The 20946-nt window shown below is 68.5% G+C and carries 22 protein-coding genes; 7 read left to right on the top strand and 15 right to left on the bottom strand.

Annotated elements, in window-relative coordinates; genetic code table 11:
* Positions 1–22: 22 nt before the first annotated feature.
* Both ACSQ2B_RS14555 and ACSQ2B_RS14550 read right to left on the bottom strand, forming a co-directional pair.
* Entirely contained in the window at positions 23–781 is a 759-nt protein-coding gene (locus tag ACSQ2B_RS14555; RefSeq protein ID WP_436050843.1) for an SDR family NAD(P)-dependent oxidoreductase, read from the bottom strand.
* A gap of 119 nt (positions 782–900) precedes the next feature.
* Positions 901–1908: a LacI family DNA-binding transcriptional regulator gene (locus ACSQ2B_RS14550; RefSeq protein WP_436050842.1), complete on the bottom strand. Its 1008-nt coding sequence runs from the start codon at positions 1906–1908 to the stop codon at positions 901–903.
* Between the two features lie 358 nt (positions 1909–2266).
* Here ACSQ2B_RS14550 and ACSQ2B_RS14545 point away from each other — a divergent pair, with 358 nt between their 5' ends.
* Genes ACSQ2B_RS14545 through ACSQ2B_RS14535 form a run of 3 tightly spaced genes read left to right on the top strand, consistent with a single transcriptional unit; the run spans position 2267 to position 5018 of the window.
* Positions 2267–3274 (top strand): NAD(P)H-dependent flavin oxidoreductase, encoded by a 1008-nt coding sequence (locus ACSQ2B_RS14545; protein ID WP_436050840.1) that lies wholly within the window; start codon positions 2267–2269, stop codon positions 3272–3274.
* On the top strand, positions 3259–3993 hold the full coding sequence (locus ACSQ2B_RS14540) for an enoyl-CoA hydratase/isomerase family protein (protein WP_436050839.1): 735 nt from the start codon (positions 3259–3261) through the stop codon (positions 3991–3993). The genes ACSQ2B_RS14545 and ACSQ2B_RS14540 overlap by 16 nt, the downstream gene beginning before the upstream one ends.
* Before the next feature lie 29 nt (positions 3994–4022).
* Positions 4023–5018: an alpha/beta hydrolase gene (locus ACSQ2B_RS14535; protein WP_436050838.1), complete on the top strand. Its 996-nt coding sequence runs from the start codon at positions 4023–4025 to the stop codon at positions 5016–5018.
* A 211-nt stretch (positions 5019–5229) separates the two neighbouring features.
* Here the strand turns inward: ACSQ2B_RS14535 and ACSQ2B_RS14530 are convergent, their stop codons facing one another.
* The 3 genes from ACSQ2B_RS14530 to ACSQ2B_RS14520 form a co-directional block, all read right to left on the bottom strand.
* A complete protein-coding gene (locus ACSQ2B_RS14530; protein WP_436050837.1) occupies positions 5230–6051 on the bottom strand; it encodes an SDR family NAD(P)-dependent oxidoreductase in 822 nt (273 codons plus the stop codon).
* Positions 6052–6205: 154 nt separating this feature from the next.
* Entirely contained in the window at positions 6206–6541 is a 336-nt protein-coding gene (locus tag ACSQ2B_RS14525; protein WP_436050836.1) for a nuclear transport factor 2 family protein, read from the bottom strand.
* Between the two features lie 50 nt (positions 6542–6591).
* Positions 6592–6765, bottom strand: coding sequence for an SDR family NAD(P)-dependent oxidoreductase (locus ACSQ2B_RS14520; RefSeq protein ID WP_436050835.1), 174 nt, complete (start codon positions 6763–6765; stop codon positions 6592–6594).
* 227 nt (positions 6766–6992) lie between these two features.
* Here ACSQ2B_RS14520 and ACSQ2B_RS14515 point away from each other — a divergent pair, with 227 nt between their 5' ends.
* Positions 6993–8060 carry an AraC family transcriptional regulator ligand-binding domain-containing protein gene (locus tag ACSQ2B_RS14515; protein WP_436050833.1) on the top strand — a complete coding sequence of 356 codons (1068 nt, stop codon included), beginning with the start codon at positions 6993–6995 and terminating at the stop codon, positions 8058–8060.
* A gap of 142 nt (positions 8061–8202) precedes the next feature.
* A complete protein-coding gene (locus tag ACSQ2B_RS14510; RefSeq protein WP_436050831.1) occupies positions 8203–9387 on the top strand; it encodes an FAS1-like dehydratase domain-containing protein in 1185 nt (394 codons plus the stop codon).
* A 69-nt stretch (positions 9388–9456) separates the two neighbouring features.
* On the opposite strand, the gene ACSQ2B_RS14505 is transcribed toward ACSQ2B_RS14510, so the two are convergent.
* The 7 genes from ACSQ2B_RS14505 to ACSQ2B_RS14475 form a co-directional block, all read right to left on the bottom strand.
* On the bottom strand, positions 9457–10482 hold the full coding sequence (locus ACSQ2B_RS14505; protein ID WP_436050830.1) for a zinc-dependent alcohol dehydrogenase: 1026 nt from the start codon (positions 10480–10482) through the stop codon (positions 9457–9459).
* A 244-nt stretch (positions 10483–10726) separates the two neighbouring features.
* Positions 10727–11560 (bottom strand): SDR family oxidoreductase, encoded by an 834-nt coding sequence (locus ACSQ2B_RS14500; protein WP_436050829.1) that lies wholly within the window; start codon positions 11558–11560, stop codon positions 10727–10729.
* Positions 11561–11638: 78 nt separating this feature from the next.
* Complete coding sequence (locus ACSQ2B_RS14495) at positions 11639–12493, bottom strand: SDR family NAD(P)-dependent oxidoreductase (RefSeq protein ID WP_436050828.1); 855 nt, start codon at positions 12491–12493, stop codon at positions 11639–11641.
* 26 nt (positions 12494–12519) lie between these two features.
* Positions 12520–13326 carry a sugar phosphate isomerase/epimerase family protein gene (locus ACSQ2B_RS14490; RefSeq protein WP_436050827.1) on the bottom strand — a complete coding sequence of 269 codons (807 nt, stop codon included), beginning with the start codon at positions 13324–13326 and terminating at the stop codon, positions 12520–12522.
* On the bottom strand, positions 13323–14558 hold the full coding sequence (locus tag ACSQ2B_RS14485) for an alkyl sulfatase dimerization domain-containing protein (RefSeq protein WP_436050825.1): 1236 nt from the start codon (positions 14556–14558) through the stop codon (positions 13323–13325). The genes ACSQ2B_RS14490 and ACSQ2B_RS14485 overlap by 4 nt, the downstream gene beginning before the upstream one ends.
* A gap of 1 nt (position 14559) precedes the next feature.
* Positions 14560–15852: a sulfotransferase family protein gene (locus tag ACSQ2B_RS14480; protein ID WP_436050824.1), complete on the bottom strand. Its 1293-nt coding sequence runs from the start codon at positions 15850–15852 to the stop codon at positions 14560–14562.
* Complete coding sequence (locus tag ACSQ2B_RS14475) at positions 15852–16664, bottom strand: SDR family NAD(P)-dependent oxidoreductase (protein ID WP_436050822.1); 813 nt, start codon at positions 16662–16664, stop codon at positions 15852–15854. The genes ACSQ2B_RS14480 and ACSQ2B_RS14475 overlap by 1 nt, the downstream gene beginning before the upstream one ends.
* Before the next feature lie 429 nt (positions 16665–17093).
* Here ACSQ2B_RS14475 and ispH point away from each other — a divergent pair, with 429 nt between their 5' ends.
* Together ispH and ACSQ2B_RS14465 are read left to right on the top strand one after the other, a co-directional pair.
* Positions 17094–18062: a 4-hydroxy-3-methylbut-2-enyl diphosphate reductase gene (ispH, locus tag ACSQ2B_RS14470; protein WP_436050820.1), complete on the top strand. Its 969-nt coding sequence runs from the start codon at positions 17094–17096 to the stop codon at positions 18060–18062.
* A gap of 12 nt (positions 18063–18074) precedes the next feature.
* Positions 18075–18422, top strand: a complete 348-nt coding sequence (locus tag ACSQ2B_RS14465) for a hypothetical protein (protein ID WP_436050818.1) — start codon at positions 18075–18077, stop codon at positions 18420–18422.
* 13 nt (positions 18423–18435) lie between these two features.
* On the opposite strand, the gene ACSQ2B_RS14460 is transcribed toward ACSQ2B_RS14465, so the two are convergent.
* The 3 genes from ACSQ2B_RS14460 to ACSQ2B_RS14450 are packed head-to-tail and all read right to left on the bottom strand — an operon-like array spanning position 18436 to position 20946.
* Complete coding sequence (locus ACSQ2B_RS14460) at positions 18436–19038, bottom strand: hypothetical protein (protein ID WP_436050816.1); 603 nt, start codon at positions 19036–19038, stop codon at positions 18436–18438.
* A gap of 7 nt (positions 19039–19045) precedes the next feature.
* Positions 19046–19576 carry a hypothetical protein gene (locus ACSQ2B_RS14455; RefSeq protein WP_436050815.1) on the bottom strand — a complete coding sequence of 177 codons (531 nt, stop codon included), beginning with the start codon at positions 19574–19576 and terminating at the stop codon, positions 19046–19048.
* Positions 19577–19587: 11 nt separating this feature from the next.
* A complete protein-coding gene (locus ACSQ2B_RS14450; RefSeq protein ID WP_436050814.1) occupies positions 19588–20946 on the bottom strand; it encodes a hypothetical protein in 1359 nt (452 codons plus the stop codon).

Below are 20946 nucleotides of genomic sequence, written 5' to 3'. Positions count from 1 at the left end.
ATCGTGAACGGATCCGGCTGGCCTAGCCGAGCACCGCGCCGCCGTCGGCGACGAGGGTGTGGCCGAGCACGTAGGAGGCCTTGTCGGTGCACAGCCAGATCGCGGCCTCCGCCACCTCCTCGGGTTCGGCGAGGCGTCGCAGAGGCGTAAGCGCCTCCAGCTGCTCGACGTGGTGCGGGTTCTGCTCAGCCGTCTGGCGCAGCGCCGGCGTCCACATGGAGCCCGGGCCGATGGCGTTCACCCGGATCCCCTGGCCGCCGTAGTCGAGGGCGGCGACCTTGGTCAGGCCGTAGATGGCCTGCTTGGCGCTCAGGTACCAGGACAGGCCCGGCTTGGAGCTGTGCTCGTTGCCCGAGCCGACGTTGACGATCGCGCCGCCGCCACGTTCCAGCATGGCGCGGATCTCGTGCTTCATGCAGAGGAACACGCCGGTGTAGTTGACCGCGAGCGCCCGGTTCCAGTCCTCGTCGGGGATGTCGGCGAGGGGATGGCGACCGTAGAAGTAGACCGCGTTGTTGATCGCGCAGTCGAGGCCCCCATAGGTCTCCACCGCAGCCCGGACCATCGCCTCGACCTGGGCGGGCTGAGACACGTCGGCCCCCACGGCGATGGCCTCGCCGCCGGCGTCCTTGATGAGCTGGACCGTCTCCTCGCCGCCCTCGGGGCGGAGGTCGACCACCACGACCCGGGCGCCTTCGCGCGCGAAGATGCGGGCGCACGCCCGCCCCAGACCCCGGCCGGCGCCGGTGACGAGCGCAACCTTGCCCTCGAGTGCCGCCATCTTCTCCTCCCTCATGTTCTGTTGCGCCGACGCCTGCGGGCGCCGATCGTTGAATACGTATACATTCAGCAATGGCGCGCCCGCAAGCGGGGTGACTCCGCGCGGTCGGCGGGCGGGTCTCAGTCGCGCTGGGTGCTGGCGCGAACCTTGAGCTCGCCCTCGACCATGGAGAAGGCCGGGGGCTCGGCGGCGTCGGAGGCCAGCAGGATCGCCGCCACGCGTTCGATCACGGCGTCCACCGGCAGGGAGTAGGTGGTGAGGCTGAAGGACGGCCATGCCGCCTGTTCGATGTCGTCGAAGCCGGCCACCCCCAGCTCGCGCCCGATCGCGAGCCCGAACTCGTAGCGGGCGACCTCGATCGTGGCGAGCGCCATGTCGTCGTTGGCGCAGAAGATGGCGTCCGGCCGCGGCGTCCGCGACAGCAGGCTGCGCGCGGCCTCGATCGCGCCCTCGCGCAGGAAGTGGCCGACCTCGCGCACCGGCGCGGGCAGTCCTTGGGCGATCAGATGGTCGGTGAAACCGGCCTCCCGCTCGCGGTTGGTGGAGGTTTCCGTCACGCCGGCCATGAAGGCGAGACGCCGATAGCCCTGCTGCAGCAGGTGGTCGGCGATCTTCGCGCCGCCGCCGATGCTGTCGCCGCTGATGCTGGCGAAGCCCCGCACCTTACGCGCCGGACGGTTGAAAGAAATGATCGGAACGCCCTCGTCGCGGCACCGCTGGGCCAGCTTCGAGGAGAGGCTGGCGGCCATCAGCAAGAGGGCGTCCACCCGGTATTTCAGCAGGTCTTCGACGTGGGCGTCGGCCGTGGCGTTCCCCTCGACGGTGAAGATGAGGATGTGCTTGCCGGCCCGGGAGAGGCGCGTCGAAAGCGCGTCGAGCGCCGTCAGGAAGAAGGGATAGTGGGTGCCGATCACCACCCCGACGATCCCCGACCGGCCCTTGATCAGGGAGCGGGCCAGCAGGTTGGGGCGGTAGCCGAGCGCCTTGGCCGCCTCTAATACCTTGTCCCGCGTGGCCGCCGCGATGCTCGCGCCCGGCGTAAAGGCGCGTGAGACGGCGGCTTGCGACACCCCTGCCAGGCGGGCCACGTCGTGCGCGGAAGGCGGCGGCGGTCGCTTGGACATCATGCCTCGAAAAGCTTCAGCAGGGGCTGATCGCCCCGGGGTATAGGCATCCGTCTCGGCCTTCAAGTTGAGGCGCGGCCAGCCGCCGGAATGGCGGTTGCGCATAGCTATGCATACGTATACATATTTTCAGGAGGGCGAAAGGCGTCGCGCGCCGCGGCGCAGTTCGGAGCGTTGTTCACGTCGTCCACGCCCAGGTTCAACGGGTCGGCTCGCGATCGCCGGGGCGTGCAGTTGACGAGGGGCGAGATGGGAAGCGCCACGACTGAACCTAGCGTCACCCGGCGGGCGAGGGGTTGCGGCCTGTTCCGTAAGGCCCCGGTGCGGCCCTATCATCTGCTCACCTGCGAAAGTCGCTGAGATGGCCCTGACCTCCGAAATCCGCGATCGGTTGACCCTGCCCGCCGTGGCCGCGCCGATGTTCCTGTGCAGCGGCGTCGAGCTTGCGACCGAGGTCTGCAAGGCCGGGCTGGTCGGCTCGCTGACCCGTAACCACTGCCGCGACCTCGAGGAGCTCGAAGCCCAGCTGAGGGCCGTCCGCGACGCGCTCGCCGCCTTCCACGATCAGCATCCGGATCGGAAGATCGGGCCGCTGGCGGTGAACATCTCGCCGACGTTCAGCGCGGAAGAGATGCGGGCCCACCTGCAAGCCTGCCGGCGCCATGGGGCGAGCATCGTGATCACCTCAGTGGGCAATCCCACGGACAATGCGCCGCTGATCCATGACGCAGGGCTCGTGCATTGGCATGACGCCACGACGCTGCGCTTCGCCGAGAAGGCGGCGGCGGCCGGGGTCGACGGCATCGTCGCCATCGGGGCGGGCGGCGGCGGGCATTCCGGCGTCATCAGCCACCTCGCCTTCATCCCGCAGATCCGGGCCATGTTCGACGGAACCATCATCATGGCGGGGGCGGTGACGACGGGGGCCACGATCCGGGCGGCGGAGATCCTTGGCGCGGACCTGGCCTATATGGGCACCCGCTTCATCGCCACCCGCGAGGCCGCCGCCCCGGAGGCTTACAAGGCGATGATTCTCGAGGGGACGGCCGCCGACGTGACCTACACGACCGGCGTCAACGGCCTGCCGGCCATGTGGCTCAAGGCCTCGATCCGTGGGATCGGCATGGACCCGGACAGCCTGCCAAGGCTCGAACGCCGTGGGACTGATCACCTGCCCGACGGCGTCACGCCGTGGCGCGACATCTGGAGCGCCGGCCAGGGGATCGGCCTGATCCGCGACATCCCAAGCGTCGCCGAGCTCGTGCGCCAGCTGCAGGCGGAATATGTCGCCGCCTGCCGCTTGCCCGACATGGCGGAGGCCGCCAGGGCGGCGCTGCAGAACGAGGCGGTCGAATGTCCCAGCGCATAGGCCGCAAGGATGCGGACGGCGTCTGCACGCTGACGCTCGACCGGGCCGAGAAGCTCAACGCCCTCGACATGGCCGCCTTCGAGGCGCTGGACGCCCACCTGACCGCGCTCGAGACCGACGACGCCGTCGGCTGCGTCGTCCTGCGCGGGGCCGGTCGCGCCTTCTGCGCCGGCGCGGACCTGGGCGACCTGGACACGCCGACCGAGCGGCCGCCGCGCTTCAAGCCAGGCGTGATCGAACGCCTGGCGCGCCTGCCAAAGCCGGTGATCGCCGCGGTGCACGGGGTCTGTTTCACCGGCGGGTTGGAGCTGGCCCTCGCCTGCGACTTCATCCTCGCCGACGCCACGGCGAAGTTCGCCGACACCCACGGCAAGTGGGGGCTGGTGGCGTCCTGGGGCATGTCCCAGCGGCTGCCGCGCCGGATCGGGCTTCCCGCCGCCAAGCGGATGATGATGACCAGCCGGATCGTCGAGGCGGCCGAGGCCGAAGGCCTGGGGCTGGTCGACCTGCTGGCGCCGGCGGGCGGGCTGGACGAACTCGTGCGGACCGTCGCCGGCGAACTCACCGCCAACAGCGGGTTCACCAACACCGCCAACAAGCGGCTGCTGATCGAGACGGACGGCATGTCCTTGGCGCAGGGCCTGGCGCACGAGCACTACCGCCACCCCGGCCGGGCGCCGGACTGGCGCGAGCGGATCGACCGCTTTCGGCGGCCCTAAGAACGAAAAACAAAGGGAGGGAGAAGGCCATGTCTCAGCCAGGGGATCGCCCCGTGCGACACGTGCCGGCGCGCGATATTCCGATACCCGCCTCGGTCAGTCCGCAGGCTCAGGCCATCATGGCGATGCGCCGGCCGGATCCGCCGCCCTATCCGGCCCTCGGCGACCTGACCAGCTGGCGCGCCTACGCCGCGGCGGTGAACCAGGCCATGCTGGGGCCCATGCAGGCGATGGCCGCCAAGGTCCCGGCGGAAGTCGAGGAGATCGACGCCGGCGGCGCCAGGGTGTTCGTCGTCACGCCGCACTCGGTGGCCGCGGACGACCGCCGCGTCTACCTGGACATCCATGGCGGCGGCTTCATCGTCGGCGGCGGCGAGAACTGCCGCGCCTTGGCCGTCGTCCAGGCGGGCGTGCTTGGGGCGCGGGTCTGGTCCGTCGACTATCGGGCGCCGCCGGACCATCCCCATCCGACGCCCCTCGACGATTGCCTCGCGGCCTACCGCGCGCTGCTCAAGGCGCGCCGGCCGGAAGAGATCATCATCGGCGGGGCTTCGGCGGGCGCCCACCTGACCGCGGCCCTCATCCTGCGGGCGAGGGATGAGGGACTGCAGCTTCCGGCCGGCTGCGTCCTGCTCACGCCCGCGCTCGACCTGACCAATTCGGGGGACTCCTTCGAGACCCACAAGGGGCTCGACGCCGTCTTGACCGGCGACATGATGTCGATCAACCGGCTCTACGCGGCGGGACACGATCTCACCCACCCCTATCTCTCGCCGCTGTTCGGCGATTTCACCAAGGGCTTCCCGCCGACCTTCCTGAGCGCCGGCACCCGCGACCTCTTTCTCTCGAACGCCGTGCGCATGCACCGGGCGTTGCGCGCCGCAGGCGTGGCGGCGGAGCTGCATGTCATCGAAGCGGCCTCGCACGGCGGCTTCCACGGCGCCCCGGAGGAGGAGGACCTCAATGGCGAGGTTCGCCAGTTCGTCTGGACCCACTGGGGACGCGTGCGCTCGCCGGGGGGCTGACGGTCCGCTCAGTCAGCTCCCCGCTTTGCGTGCAGGGCGATTGCATATCGAACGTGCTCGTCATCCCGGACGGCCGAGGGCCGAGCCGGGACCCAGGGTCGCCGCACAGTGCAGAACCCCCTGGGTCCCGGCTCTCCGCTTCGCTGCGGCCGGGATGACGGCTTCGGTTGGCTCTATTGGCCGGTCGGGCTGCGCAACTCCGGACCCGGCCCTAGTTCACCGATTGGCACTGGCCTCCGTCGATGCGGTAGTTCGCGCCGTCCACGAAGGCCGCCAGGGGGCTGGCCAGGAAGGCGACGAGCGCGCCGACGTCCTCGGGCCTGCCATACCGCTCGGCGGCGCACGGAAACATTCCGAGCTCCATGAACCGGGCTTCGCGCGCCTCGTAGTCGTCGGGCCAGCCATGCTCGGCCGCGAGCTTGTCGAGCGTTCGTTCGAAGGCTTCCGTTCGCGTGCAGCCTGGACTTACGGTGTTGACGGTCACGCCCGTGCGGGCGAGCGCCTTCGACAGGCTGACGGTCATATTGATCACCGCCGCCTTGGCGGCGCAGTAGTCGGGCACGGCGGCGGGCGGTTCCGTGCCCCCAGCGCTGGCGACGTTGATGACGCGACCCCATCCCCGGTCGCGCATGGCGGGTGTGAAGGCGTGGATCATGCGGACCGCGGCGACGAGATTCTGCTGCATCGATCCGGCCCAGTGCTCGGGCAGGATTTCGAACCAAGATTTCAGGCCGCCGCCGCTCGACTCGGTCCCGCCGATGTTGTTGACGAGGATGTCGAGGCCGCCGGCATGGTCGTGCACGGCCTGCACGACGGCCGCCGCGCCGGCTTCCGTCGCAAGGTCGCCGATCGCGACGTGGGCCACGCCTCCGGCGGCGCGGATCGCCTCCGCCACGCCGTCGGTCCGCTCGCGATTGCGCCCGTGGATCACCACCGTCGCGCCTTCGCGCGCCAGGACCGCCGCGACGCCCTTGCCGATGCCCGAGCTGCTTCCGGTCACAAGCGCGCGCTTTCCGGCGAGTTGCAGGTCCATTTCGTCCTCCCTTGATGCGGCCGGCCCTGATGAATTGAGGTGGGGCGTATACGTATACAAGATCGATCGCAATCGCTTTAGGCGGGTCCGCGCCTCGGCTGCAGGTCGCGACCTAGCGGAGAGACGCCGAGGAGACTCTACGAACGCCGCTTCGTCAGGCCCCTTGTCGATAGATGCTCAGGCGCTGGATGCGGCCCTCACTGTTGAGGTGAAAGAAGCTCGCCATGCGGCGAAGCTCGCCATTTGGCAGATGCACCTCAAGCTCCACCGCGATGGCGTTGGGACCGGGAACCATTGCGATCGGTGACGGCGTCGGCGCGCCTGCCGCGAAGACGCCAACCTCCATGTCGCGAATTGCGACGACGCCTGAGATCTCACGGCCGTCGGGAAGGGTCAGAGTCGCATCACGATCAAAAAATGCGATGAAGCTGTCGATGTCGCGCGCTCTGACGCTGGCGAAATAGCGATCCGCGAGCTCGGTCGTTTGCATGAGCTATGACTCCCGGTTCTATCCGAGCCCTTCTTTGACGACCTTCTAGTTCAGACCGGCGTCCAGATCGGTGCGCCGCGCTCGGCGCGCAGCGACGGGATCGTCCGGCGGCCGGTGACGTAGACCGTCGCGCCCTGGTCGGCGAGGGCCAGCGCGATGCCCCGGCCGATCCCCCGGCTGGCGCCCGTCACCACGGCGACCTTGCCTGAGAGTTGGCCCGCCATTTTCAGGGGCGCTCGCGTCCTGCCGCCGTGGACTCCGACATCCTGAGCTCCATGGCGGCCATCCGACCCTCCCTCAAGCGCCGGCGCCCACGGGTGCACGGTCGTTGGCCATTGATTACGCCCGGGGATGGGGCGTCGCTTGACCGATTTCGACTGATGGGTTGCTCTGACCGAGAGCCGCATCGCGGCGTGGCGCGGCGGCGGCGAGACCAGGCTGGGAGAAGGGCGTGGCGAAAACCTCTTCGGCGGAGCCGCAGTCCGAGGCGGGGCAGCGCTTCGACGTGGTGCACGCCAAGATGCTGCAGTTCTTCCCGGACCTCGTCGAACAGCTCGGCGGGGATCCGCAGCAGCTGGCGGCGCAGGTCGGGATCGACGCTGCGCATCCAGGCGAGCCGGGGTCGAAGGTGACGTACCGGCAGGTGCTCGACTTGCTGGAGTGCGCCGCGGAGACCTTGCCTTGCCCGGACTTCGGCATGCGCCTGGCGAGGCTTCAGGGCGGGCGGATGTTCGGCCCCTTGGGGGTCGTGATGAAGAACTCGCAGACCTTTGGCGAGGCGCTCGACTACGTGAGCCAGCACGCCGCGGCGCACAGCCTGGCGGCGCGGATCTGGCTGGCGGGGCCGCGCCGTCACGGCGCCGTTTTCGCGGGTCATGACATTCTGCTCGACCATGCGCCGCACAAGGCCCAGGCCATGGAACAGATCTTGTTGGTCGGGCACCTCTCCGCAATGGAGATGACGGGGGGCGGGGCCCGCGCCCGGAAGGTCTACTTCCGTCACCAGCCGATCTCTTCCCCGAAGGTCTACCGTCGCTACTTCGGCTGCGAAGTCCTATTCGGCCAGCATGTGGACGGTGTCGTCTATTCAGAACGGGACTTGGCCGCGCCGATCGTGACCCCGGACGCCCGCGCCTACGCGGCGGCGACCTCCTTTATCGACACCGAATTCAGCGGCTGCCGGGTCCCGCTTCATGCCCAGGCGAGGGGCGTGATCATGCAGTACCTGGGCACCGATCTTTGCCGCAACGAGCGTATCGCCGCCGAGCTCAGTCTGCATCCGCAGACCATGCTGCGTCGCCTCAAGGCTGAAGGCGCCTCCTTCCAGAAGATCAAGGACGACGTCCGCCGCGACCTGATGATCTACTATATCCAGGGAACCGACCTCGACTTCGCGAGCATCTCGGAGCGTCTCGGCTTCGCCGAACAGTCGGTCATGACGCGCACCTGCAATCGCTGGTTCTCCGCCTCGCCGACAAGGCTGCGATCAGCGGCGAGGTCGCCGCACCCCGCGGGCTGAGCACGCGAATTTTGTCGAAATTCATCAAGCCCCGGCCTGCCGCCCGGCCGCACACAAGCCGACGAACGGCGTAAGCGGGCAGGGCGCGGATAGGCATTCATCCCGCCGCAGGCCCTCGCGCAAAGAAACGATGGAGGATGCGATGGCGGACGACGCAGTGGTTCAACTCGACCTGAGCGACATCGAGTGGCGTCTCGGCCAGAAGGTCGGGGGCGGGCAGCTGTGGGAGCCCTGCAACAAGACCGACATCCGCCGCTGGGTGATGGCGCTGGACTATGTGAACCCGTTGCACTGGGACCAGCGGTTCGCCAGCCAGACCAAGTTCGGCGACATCATCGCCCCGCAGTCGATGGCGGTCGCGCTCGACTACGGCCATGGCAACAACCAGGCCTGCGTCGGCCGCATCGACGGCCAGCACATGATCTTCGGCGGTGAGGAATGGTGGTGGTACGGAACCCACATCCGGCCGGGCGACCAACTGTTCCAGGAGCGGATCTTCACCGACTACAAGGTCGCCGACACCAAGTTCGCCGGCCCGACCCTGTTCCAGCGCGGCGACACCATTCACCGCAACCAGCGGGGCGACCTGATCGCCCGGTCCTGCCCGACGGTGATCCGCTACCTCGCCAAGGAAGCCGAGAAGCGCGGGGTCTACGCGGCGACGGCTGGCGAGCTGAAGCGGTGGACCTCGGCCGAACTGGCGGAGATCGACAAGATCCGCCGCGCCTGGTTCCTGTCCAACCGTGAAGGCAAGTCGCCGCATTTCGAAGAGGTCAAGGTCGGCGACAAGCTGCCGCGCCGGGTGATCGGTCCGCATTCGATCGCCAGCTTCACCACCGAATACCGCGCCTTCATCTTCAACATCTGGGGCAGCTTCTACTGGACCTCGCCAGAGGGGGTCGAAAACCCCTGGGTCAACCAGGACATGGGCTGGATCGAAGGCTTCAGCTTCGACGAAGAGGGGGCGATGATCGACCCGCGCCTGCGCGACGGCCTCTACGTCGGGCCTTCGCGCGGTCACATCGACGACGGCAAGGCGAGCGAGATCGGCATGGCCCGCGCCTATGGCTACGGGGCGACCATGGCGGGTTGGAATACCGACTACCTGGCCTTCTGGGCCGGGCACGACGGTCTCGTGCGGCACGCCAAGTCGGAGTTCCGCGGGCCGGCCTTCGAAGGCGACGTAACCTTCATCGAGGGCGAGGTGGTCGCCAAGATCGAGCGGTCCGAGTGGGGCGTTCCCCTCGTCCAGGTGAGGGTCAAGATGACCGACCAGAACGGCAAGACGATCGTCACCGCGCTGAACGAAGTCGAGCTTCCCTACTAGGCAAGCCAGACGCCGCGGCCCGGCCAGGCGCTTGTCGCCGGACCGGGCCGCGCCCGCCGCCGCTGGCCATCAAAACGAGATGCAGACCTTCTGCGCCGCCTGGGCGTTCGCCGCGAGTTCCAGCGCCTCGCTGATCCGCTCGACGGGGAATTCGTGGGTCACCAGGAAAGACAGTTCGTCCTTCCGCGCCCGCATCATCGCGAGGATGTCGGGCAGCAGATCTTCCGTCTCGCCGTCGCCGCAGCCGTGAATGTGCCAGTTGCTGAAGCTGACCTGCACCCAGTCGATCGGCGCCGGCTGCTTGTGGACGCCGACGATCGAGATGGCGCCGTTGCGCGGCGCCAGCATCGAGAAGCTCTCGATCACCGACTTCACCCCGACCGCATCGACGTAGAGTCGCGCGGCGCAGCGCTCGCCGAAGTGGCTTTGCACAGAGCTGAACTCGGCCAGCGCCTTGGCCTTGAGGTCTTCGGTCGACGGATTGCAGGTCGAAAAGCCGAACTTGCGAGCGTTCTCCAGACGGAAGTCGGAGAGGTCGACCACCATGACCTTCTTGCAGCCGTACCAATGCAGCATGATCGCACTGGTCAGGCCGATGATGCCGGCGCCGAAGACGATCGCGGAGTCGCCGGGCTGGGGATCCAGCACCTTCACGCCGCGCGTGCCGATGACGAAGGGTTCGAACAGGACCGCCGTGCGCAGCGGCAGGTCGTTGTCGATCTTCAAGAGGCTGTGGCCCGCCTCGCACTGCGGAATGCGCAGGTAGTTGGAAAAGCCGCCGGTCGCCGACATGCGCCGCATGTCGCGCATGGCCTTGCCCTGGTTGACGAACACCCGGTCGCCGACCTCCAGGCCAGTGACGTTCTTGCCGAGCGCCACGACCTCGCTGATCGCCTCGTGGCCGAACTCCTCGTCGATCCAGATCCGGCTTTCCGGGCCGTGCTTCTGGAAGGCGAAGATGTCGGAGCCGCAGATGCCGGTCAGGACATTGCGCACGATGGCCTCGTCGTCGCCGCATTGCGGATAGGGAAGGTCGACGACCTCAACCTTGCCGACGCCGCGGAAGATCGCGGCCTTGTAGGTTTTCGGCGTCATCCTTGATGTCTCCCGCAGTCGATCGATTGCGACGCCCGCTCAGATCATGGTCGACGGCGTCGGATGCGGTCCGCGACAAGCGCCGCCTTCCCGCTGAAGATCACGATGGGCCGTCCGCCGTCCGTTCAGCCACGGACCACGCGCCATGTCTAATTAAGTGTTCTCTTAGTCGTAAAATCAATGTTGTGGCGTGGTGTGGATCCAATTGAGTGCATGTTAAGCTCCGCCGGAGCCTGCCGAGGGGTCAGCTGGCCAAGGCGCCGGCCAGGCCTCCATCGACCAGCAGGTCGGTCCCGGAGATGAATGAGGCCTTGTCGGAGGCCAGAAATTCGATGGCGTCGGCGATCTCGAGCATGGTCCCCTCTCGCTTCAGGGGGCTGCGCTCGTAGAGCCTGATCTTGGTCGGGCTGTTCTCGAATTCACGGGCGCCCATCGGCGTGGCGATCAGTCCCGGCGACAGCGAGACGATCCGTGCGCCGTGCTCGCCCCACGCGGCGGCTTGGCGTCGGCAATAGGCCATCAGGGCGTACTTCGACAGCACATAGGCCATCTGCGGCGTGGCCTGATCCTTCCCCAGGGCGGCGGCAAGCGCGTCGACCAGGTTCGCGGCGTCGGGGCGGCGCAGAAGGTCTTCGATGGCGGCGTCGGGGCGAAAATTGTGCCCAGCCAGCGAGGAAATGAAGATGCCGGCCGCGCCGCGATCCGCCAAGGGCAGAAGCCCCGCGGCCACCGCGACCGCACCGACGAGGTTCACCGTCAGGATCGCGCGGAAATCCCCAGCGGAGGGCGAGAGCCCGGCGACGTGGGCCAGGACGCGAAACCCGCCGTGCTTGCCAACCGTCTCGACCAGGCTGGACACCGCCGTCGGATCGGTGATGTCGCAAGCGACGCCGGTCGCGTCGCCGCCTTCATGGCGCAAGGCGTCCGCCGTGCGCTCCGCTCGCTCAGCGTCGATATCGACGACCAGGACGCGATGGCGTTGCGAGAGCCGGCGCGCCGCGGCCGCGCCCAGGCCGCCGGCGCCGATGACGACCGCCAAGCTCCAGTCCGGTCTCTCGCTGGTTCCGATCTTGTGCATGCACAGCTCCACAGGACGCGCGTCTAGCGAGGGCGAGAGGGGGCCCGCCCGCCGCGCTTTGCGCGGGGGAGGCAGGTCTCACATCGAGGGTTTGCCGAATTCGCCCCGGGCGACCTCGTCGATCTTGTCCTGGATGAAGGCGTCGGGCGAGGCGGCGTGGCGCCGGATCACCTCCCAGACCTTGTCGTCGGTCGGGATGATGACGCGGCCGTCGCACATGCCGTTGGCCAGGGTGACCGCCGCCTGCTCGACCGTGGCCACCTTGTACTGGGCGCCGGGGCCGCGGAACGGGATGTTCTCGCTCCAGGACTTCATCGCATTCATCACCCCGGTGGCCACCGGCCCCGGGCAGAGGCAGCTGACCCGGACGCCTTGCGGGTGGAGGTAGAGCGCCATCGACTCCGAAAGCGCGATGACGGCGGCCTTGGAGGCGACGTAGGGCATCCGGTTGGCGGCGTAGGGATAGAGGCCGGCGAACGAGGCGGTGTTGACGATGTGGCCGCGGCCGCGCGCCGTCAGCTTCGGGATGAAGACCTGGTTGCTGTAGATGACGGAGAACAGGTTGAGGTCGATGATCCGCCGCCATTCGTCGAGGGGGATGTCCTCGGGATTGCCGTTGGTGATGACCCCGACGTTGTTCATGACGATGTCGACGTCGCCGAGCGCGCGCTCGGCCTGGTCGGCGACCTCGCGGATCGAGTCTTCGCGCGTCACGTCGCAGGCGAAGGCCGCCGCTTCGCCGCCGATGGCCTTGATCGCCGCAGCGGTCTCCTGCGCGCCTGGGACGTTGATGTCGGCGATGGCGACGCGGGCGCCGCGGCGGGCGAATTCCAGCGCCACGGCCCGGCCGATGCCCTGGCCCGCCCCATAGATCAGCGCGCAGCTATCCTTGAAGGGCGCCGACGGGGCGTGGGTCGCATCGTCTTGGCTCATGTCGCTGTTCCTCAAACTCTGGGCTGTCAGACGCCGGCCTCGGTCAGGAAGGCCGAGGCGAGCTTCACGCCACGGCGGATCGCCGAGTCGTAGCCTTCCGCTTCGATGACCGGTCCCAGGACCTCGAGGTCGAACGGTCCCTTATAGCCGGTCGCGATGACGTCCTGGATCAGCCGTTGCACGGGCAGTTCGCCTTCGCCGATATGAACGCGGCCGCCCGGCGGCGGCCGCCCATTGCCGCCGATGACGACGTCGCAGATCTGCACCAGGGCGATGTGCGGGGCGGCGCGCTGCAGCACCTCGGCGAGGTCGCGCTCCATCCAGCAGTTGCCGAAGTCGACGATCAGGCCGAGGCCGGTGCGTTCGCAGACGTCGACGGCGTCGCGCAGGGTGTTGACGAAGGAGACGTCGGTCCGCAGCGAGGGTTCGAACGCCAGCCGCACGTCATGGTCACGCGCGTAGGCGACCGACGGCGCGACGGCTTCGGCGAAGGTGTCCAGCACCTCGCTCCAGGGGGCGCCGGTGGTGCGGCCGGGCGTCATATAGGCCGTCCCCCCGCCCGCGGTTTCGACGGCGTCGATGATCGCCTTCAGCAGGACCCGGGTTTGCTCCCAGGAGCCGCGGTCGGCGAGATCGAACCCGCCGGTGACGATGGTGCTCGGGCGAATGCCGGCGTCGAGCAGGCGTTGCATCTTGCCGGGGATGTCGTCGGCGATCTTGGAGATCAGCAGGCCGGCGTAGCGCACGTCCAGCTCGCGCCACAGCGCCAGGTCCTGGTCGAACGACCAGTTGAACGAGCTGAGCGCGTCGATCGAGAGGCGGGGATGGGTCATTGGGCAGGGCCCTCGACGGCGGCCCGCAGCCGGCGCACCTCGGACTCCAGCCAGCGCACTTCGCTGAAGTTCTCGCGGGTGGAGCTCGCCAGCAGCTGCTCGGTGGCGGCGAGCTTCAGCGACAGGGCGCCAGGATCGGCCGGGGCCTTGGCGAGCGCGGCCTCTGCCAGGTGGATCGCCTCCAGCGGGCGGTTCTCGGCGAGCTTCTGACGGCCTCGCGCCACGACGGGCGCCGGCCCGCCGGCGAGTTCGACCAGGTCGGCCGACACCGCGCCGAGCGGCACGTTGTAGAGCTCGGTCGTGCTCTCGAAGCGGAACCAGCCGAGATGTTCCTCCCAGATGGCGCGGATGATCCAGGGAACCTTGCCGTGGCCCTGGCCGACATCGAGCTCCGGCGGGAGCTTGATCTGGCCCATCAAGGTCCAGAGGTCGACGCCGGCGTTCATCCCCTCGAAGGTGCGGTCCTTCAGGTGTTGGACGGCGTCGCGGATGCGGCTCAGCTGGCGACGGATTTCGGCGCCGCCGCGGATCGGGTCGCCGTGGCCGGTGATCAGCACCTCAGGTTCGAGGTCGATGACCCGCTGCACCCCGTCGAGCCACCACTGGACGTAGCGGATCTTGTCGCCGCGCAGTGTGTAGAGATTGGGCACGTGGCCGAACAGCGGGCCGGTGAGGTTGCCGGTGAACACCACCCGATCCTGCGGCATCCACACCACCAGCGAATCCAGCGTCTCGCCGCCCGGCGTCGCGAGGAGTTCGAAACGCCGCCCCCCGAGTTCGAAGCTGTGGGTGTCGTGGAAGGTGGTGGAGATCGCCGGTTCCGGCCGTTCGGTCATCTCCTGCTGCTGGTCGCGCGCCCACAGGTGGCGCGACCGCCGCGTCATCGCCTCGCCGAGCCCCGTCCAGTAGCCGCGCACATGGGCGAAATTGGCCTGGGCGATGGTCTCGGTCCCGGGCTGGTTGAAGCTCCGCCAGCCGCCGATGTGGTCGTCGTGGCTCTGGGTGAAGATGATCTTCGCGATCGGGTTGGCGCTGACCGCGCCGAGCCGGCGCGCGTTCTCGTGCTCGTGCCAGACCATGCCGGTGTTGATGATCACGTCGCCGGCCGGCGTCACCACGCGATAGGCGTTCGAGATGTCGCGCGACATGTAGATGTCGTGGCCCAGGGCCACGGCGTCCTGCACCCCGTCGCCGGCGCGGATGATCAGGGCGTTCTCGGGTTGGTCGGCCATCTCACTTCACCTCGTGCTTCACGGGAAAGAGGTCGGTGTAGAAGCTGAAGCGTTCGCGCAGCGCCCGGACATCCAGGCCGAAGTTGCCTTCCAGGTCGTAGACGACCCGGCCGGCGCGGCCGCGGGGGTGATGGTCCATGTAGTCGCGCAGATCCTCGGCGCTGTCCGCCGTCGCCGGCAGGCCGGCGGCTTCCAGCACCTGCTGCGCCGAACCCACGTCGTCGGCCATGATGTCCTGGAACATCAGGTCCACGCGCCGCGCCTGCGGAACCGCGTCCATGTCGCGGATGTAGGCCCGCAGCATGTGCTCGATCCGGTCGGTCCAGTAGGCGACGTGGGCGGCGACGTCGGGCCGCTTCTGGCTGGCCAGCACATACATGCCGCGCATGGTCAGCACCGACTGCAGGATGGCGAGGGGATCGCGATGGTTCATCACGATCGTTGCGTCCGGATAGATCTTGTTCAGCGCCAACAACTGCTCGCTGTGCTGGTTCCCCTTCATCATCCAGCGCCGGTCCCTTGGGAACTGGAGGGAGATCGCCTTCAGCACCTTGCGGCCGTAGGCGTAGTGCGGCGTCTGGTCTTCGGCGAAATAGGCGTCGCGCCACTTCGGCACGTCGCCCATCCACTCCCACTGGTAGGTGGCGAAGTCGGGCAGCTGGAGCTCGTTCTCGCCGCAGGCATGGTCCGGCGAATGCTCGTGCATGGCCTCCATGATCGGATTGGCGCGCATGCGCTCCCACCGCTGCTGCGCACGTTCCCAACGCGGGTCGCGACCGTCCGGCCCGGCCGTTTCGCCCGGCTGCGGGGTGGCCTGGTAACCCAGCCAGACGGGCAGGTGGCGCAGCCGCCGGTCGGCGCCGATCAGGTTCTCCAGGTGGGTGGAGCCGGAGCGCGGCAGGCCGACGATGATGATCGGCCGGTCGATCCGGAGGTCGTCCGCCTCCGGATGGTTTTTAAAGAAGTCCTGATTGCGCAGCCGATTGGCGGCGGCGGAGACGCACTGCTCGACAAACTGCGCCTTGTAGCGCCGCCAGACGTTGGCGTCGGCCTCGACCTCGCCGAGCAGCCGGCCGAGCCGGGCTTCAAAGTCGCGCGGACCGAAGTCGCTGAGGCCCGTCCGCGCCTGGGCTGCGGCGAGCACGGCGTCTACGGACATGTCCAGCGGCTGGGCTTCCTCGGCTTCCAGGGCCTGACGCTGATCCTCGGCCAGGACCGGGTTCTTGAAGGCGTCGACGTGGAAGGTCTTGGTCTCCACCGCATCCTTCGCTTTATCAACGGTGCTCGCACTCATCAGCGCAGCGCCCCGATGTTGGACTTGCCGGCGTTAGCCATCCAGCCGCCGTCGACCTTGACCAGGTCGCCGGTGTGGAACCGCGAGGCGTCGCTCATGAAGTAGACGCCGATCCCCTCGAAGTCCTCGGGCGTCCCGAACCGCGGGATCGGCGTGCCTTCGCGCACCCGCTTGCCGAGCGGGTGGTCGGGACCCGGATCGATCACTGTCTCGCTGATCGTGTAGCCGGGGCAGACGGTGTTGGCGCGAATGGCGTAGCGTCCGAGATCGACGGCGATCCCGCGCGCCATGGACGCCATCGCCCCCTTGGCGGCGTTGTAGTGCTGCATTCCTGGCGAACCGGTCACGGCGGAGAGGCTGGCGCAGAACAGGATTGAGCCACCGGACTGATCGCCGGCGTCCCAACGCGCCTTGAAATGGCGAGCCGCCTCGCGAGCGGCGTGGAAGGCCCCGTGCTGATTGATCGCCAGAAGGCCGTGGTAGGCCTCATTGGTCATCTCAAGGAACGACGTGACGGGCTTCATGACGCCCGCGTTGGCGATCACGCCGGTGACGCGTCCCATCTTCGCGACAGCTTCGGCCATGCCCGCGACCACCTGCGCCTCGTCGGCGACGTCGACCGACTGCGGCAGTGCGCGCACGCCGAATTCCGCGAGTTGCGCGGCGGCTTCTTCGTTCTTCTCCTGGCGGCGGCCCCAGATCACCACGTCGCCGCCGGCGCGGGCGATCCCGCGTGCGAAGCCCAGGCCGATCCCGGCGTTGCCGCCGGTGATCACGACCACCTTGCCCGTCATGTCCCACGGCGCCGCCATCGCGTCCTCCACCCAGCTTGCTTTTTATTAGGTACACTCTTTATCGATATGTGCTCGCATTTCAAGTAATAATTTGCAACAGAGTAGCCTATTAACGTGGCTGGGCGACTTCGGCGCGCCGGACCGCGGCCACCGCCAGGCGGCAGCCTGGCATCCGGGAGCGATCGCGTTAGAGCCTGATCCTTGAGGGAATGTCGTGGTGGAGGCAGTCGGGGCAAATTGGCTACGACGCGAAGGTCGGGAAGACCGTCCAACTCCAGCGTAGAGGGCCGCGAGATTTTTGTTATCAGGTGGCGGTTTACGAATTCAGAGATGCAGTCTACTCTTCTCATAGTTGCATGAAAGCCTGTGTGATCCGCTGGAGTTTGGTGGATCTGGGCCTGCGTTTTCTCGAAATCTCTGAACACCTCTCTCGACCAGGAGGGTGACGTGAAGCTGTTTCTGGCCAACCCCAGGGGCTTCTGCGCCGGGGTGGAACGCGCGATCGCGATCGTGGAGCAGATGCTGAGCACGGCCGAGGAGCCGGTCTTCGTGCGCCACGAGATCGTCCACAATCGCGTGGTGGTGGAGCATCTCCGCGCCCGCGGAGCCGTCTTCGTCGAGGACGTGTCCGAGATCCCGCTCGGCGCGCTGGCTGTCGTCAGCGCCCACGGCGCGCCGATCAGCGTGTTCCGCGAAGCCGGCGACCGGTCTCTGAGGCTGATCGACGCGACCTGCCCCCTGGTGTCCAAGGTGCATCTGGAAGTCGCGCGCCACGCACGTCAGGGGCGCAGCGTCATCGTCATCGGCCACCGCGACCACGTGGAGGTCAAGGGCATCATCGGGCACTACGAGCACACGGGCGCCGCGGCGGTCATGGTGGTCGAGTCGAACGCGGAGGCCGAGGCCGTCGCCCCGCCGACGCCGGACAACCTGGGCTACGTCACCCAGACGACCCTTTCGGTCAGCCACGCGCGCGGAATCATCGCCGTGCTGCGCCGGCGCTTCCCGCACATCATCGCCCCTCACGCCCAGGACATTTGCTACGCGACGGAGAACCGACAGAACGCCGTGCGCAAGCTGGCGGAAGCCTGCGACCTGATCCTGGTGATCGGCGCGCCGCACAGCTCGAACTCGCAGCGCCTCAAGGAGACGGCGCAGGGCGAGGGCGTGGCGGCCCAATTGATCGAACGCCCGGAGGAGATCCAGGCGGAGTGGCTCACCGGCCTTCGCACGCTGGGCCTGACGTCGAGCGCCTCGGCGCCGGAGCATCTGGTGGCGAGCACGATCGAGCGCTTGACGGCGCTCTCTCCAGGGCTCGTGATCGAGGAGTTCGGCAAGCCGGAGATGATCTCGTTCCGCCTGCCGGCAGGATTGAGCGACTTCGACAGGGCCGAGCCGGATTCGGCCCGCGCTTAGACAGGAGCCGTCATGGCCGAGGACACCAAACGCGACGCCGCCGGGCTGGAGGACGTGATCCGCTCGGTCAGAGTGTTGGCGCGAAATGCGCGGGCGCTCGTGGAGGACGCCGGGGGCGTGGCGGAGCGCGAGCTCGCCATGCTTCTCACCGTGGCGGAAGACGCGCGCGACCGACTGGCCTCCAAGGAGGCGCTCGAGCTCGGCCGGGCCCATCCGCTGTTCCGGGCGCTGCGGGCGGACGCGCATCGGGCCGTGGACCTGGGGTTCGACGCGGCGGCGACGGGCTATGTGGTGGTCCGCGACGCCTTCGAAGGCTTCCTCGACCAGCCGCGCCCGGCCATCGCGGCCCGGACGGCCTGAGCGCCCGGCGCCCTCACTCCGGCGCCGCGACCTCGAAGCTCAAGGGCAGGTCCTCGCCGTCGTCCTTGAGAGCCAGCACCACCTCATAGCGCCCTGGCGCGGCGGTCTCCGGGACGGTGACGAACACCGTCAGCTTCTCGAAGTCGCGCGGCGCCACTTCCAGACTCGCCGGCGCAAAACGGATGTCCTTGGCGGACAGGCCGACGGCTTCGACGCCCTCCTGACGGATCGCGCGGACCAGGGGCGCCAGACCGGTCATGGGGCGTTCGCCGGGGTTCTCGATGGAAAGCGGGACCCTCAGGGTCGTCCCGGCGCGCACCCGCGGCCCGCCCCGGCTCGCCGGGGCCTGGCCCGGCGCCGGCGCCGCCGCCCGGCCGCCCGCGCTGATGGCGGTGGTGACCATTCCGACGAGGTTGGTCGCCGCCGCGAGCGAATAGTGGATCATCGCCGGGATCGGCGCGTCGTTGACCGGCGTCGCCACCTCGGAGGTCGGCGCCGTGACCCGAGCGGCCGTGCGGGCCAGAGCGACGCCGACGCCGAACGCGGCGTCAATCACGTCGACGACGCTGCGGGTGAGGTCTTCGCTGGGGCTCGAGGGCGGCGGGGGCTGACTCATGGGGTCCTCACGGGTGCAGCGGCGCTGTCACGACGGGCGGCGGACAGGGCTCTTCGCCTTCGCAGGGCTGCGGCTTGGCGACGGTGGCCCCGGTCAGGCGCACGGCGATCAGTCGGTTGCGGCCGAGGTTGATCTCCAGGCTGTAGTCCGACGCGATGTGCCAGGTGTTGCAGAAGCGGACCTGGAGCGGCGTGCGCATCTGCAGCGCATGGTGGATGGGGTCCGACAGGGCGGTGCGCAGGGCGTGCGACTGCCGGTGCTCGTCCGGAAAGGCGTGCCGCATGGCCACCTGGACCGGCTGATCCGGATCGCCGCCCAGTACGACGCGGCCGCTGATCTCGCAGGGACGGTCCTCGTCCCAGAGGACCATGTGCACGAGCGGCCGCTCAGGATTGGAGCCGTGCACGATCTCGCCGTCGTGCTGGTGCCGCAACGGATCGAGTTTGGCGTGCCCATGCAGAGCCACGCCGCCATGGTGGCGAAGGTCGAAGGCCTCGCCCTCGGGCTGGGTGATGATGCGGGTTTCGCCGTCGGCCATGAGCGGGTCTCCTAACGGATCCGGTAGAGGTCCATGTTGAACGCCTGGTCACAGGTCCAGGCGTCCAGCACCACTTTCACCTCATGCTCGCCGTCGAGGCAGGCATGGGCGAACTGGGTCGCGCCGTCGCTCGAAGCATGAACGCAGAGCGGCTCCCCGTCGACCTCGACCGCGAAGGGCGTGCCGATGGCGAACTGGAAGCGATAGACCCCGTGATTGAAGCAGCCGAGGCCCATCCACGCGGCCTTGTACGGCAGGTGGAGGTCGCGCAGGGTGCGCGGCGTCAGGTCGCTCGAGGGGAGGCCCTCCGTGCAGGCCGCCTCGGGCCCGACATCCAGGCTCTTGCGCGAGACCTGGATCCAGACCGGCCGGCTCGCCGAGGCCAGGGCGTGCAGAAGCTGGGCGCCGCGGACGAGCATGAGCGGCCCCTTGGCGGCGGCCGAGGCGCCGCCGACCATCGAGGCCGTCCCTAGCCGGACGCGCGGGATGGTGTCGTTTCCGGCGCCGTCGTCCTGCGAGTCGCCGCCGCCATTGGTGCGTCCGCCGAGCGCGCCCGCCACGATCCGCAGGCGCAGCTTGTCGCGCAACGCCGCCATCACCAGCTCGTATTCCACCGATCCGATGACCACCAGGAAACGCCGCTCCTCAGGCGTGAACGGCAGGAGCTCGACAGTGTTGCCCGCGCCCGAGAACGGCGGCGCCGTGGTGAGCTCGACGATGGCCATGTCGGCGAACCCGCCGGCGCCCGGGGCGTGAGCCACGGTCTCGACAAATCCATCGAGGGTTTCTCCTTCGCCGCCTCCCCCCAGTCCCTCGCCCCCTCCGGAGGAGACGGTCTTGATGCGGCGGGTCTTCTCGTCGATCCCCAGGCGGAGCGTCTGGCCTGAGGCCTGCGCTTCGCGGATCATGTCCAGCTGCGCCTGGGCGACGCCGCGTTCGGCGTTCTGCAGATCGAGCAGACAGGTCTCCGCCCCTCCCGTCGCGCCCAGGACGACGATGGTGGCGAGATCGGCCGCCTCGCCCCGCGCGCCGGTCCGGTTCGTCGCGTTGACGCTGACGCCGACGATCAGGCCGCTGACGGCGCGGGTCTCGCCGGCCGGGTCCAGGCCGTCGCGCGTAATCCGCGCGACCCGCTCGGCCACCCGTTCGGCCTCGCGCGTCTCGAACTCCACCTCGACCGGCTCGGCCGAGTCCATGGCGTCGCGCAGGATCGCCAATTTCGAGAGGCGTTCATTGAACCGCTCCGGGTCGGCGTCGAGGTCGGGGATGCGATAGTCGGCCTGGCTCCCGTCGTCGTGCAGCAGCGAGAAGACCACCAACCCCTGGCGGCCGATCTCCAGCTTTTCGATGAAGCCACGTTGCGTGGGCAT

The sequence above is a fragment of the Phenylobacterium sp. LjRoot225 genome (genome assembly GCF_964252855.1).
In the GTDB taxonomy this organism is placed as follows: Bacteria; Pseudomonadota; Alphaproteobacteria; order Caulobacterales; family Caulobacteraceae; genus Phenylobacterium.
This window is presented reverse-complemented; position numbering and strand designations above follow the sequence as displayed.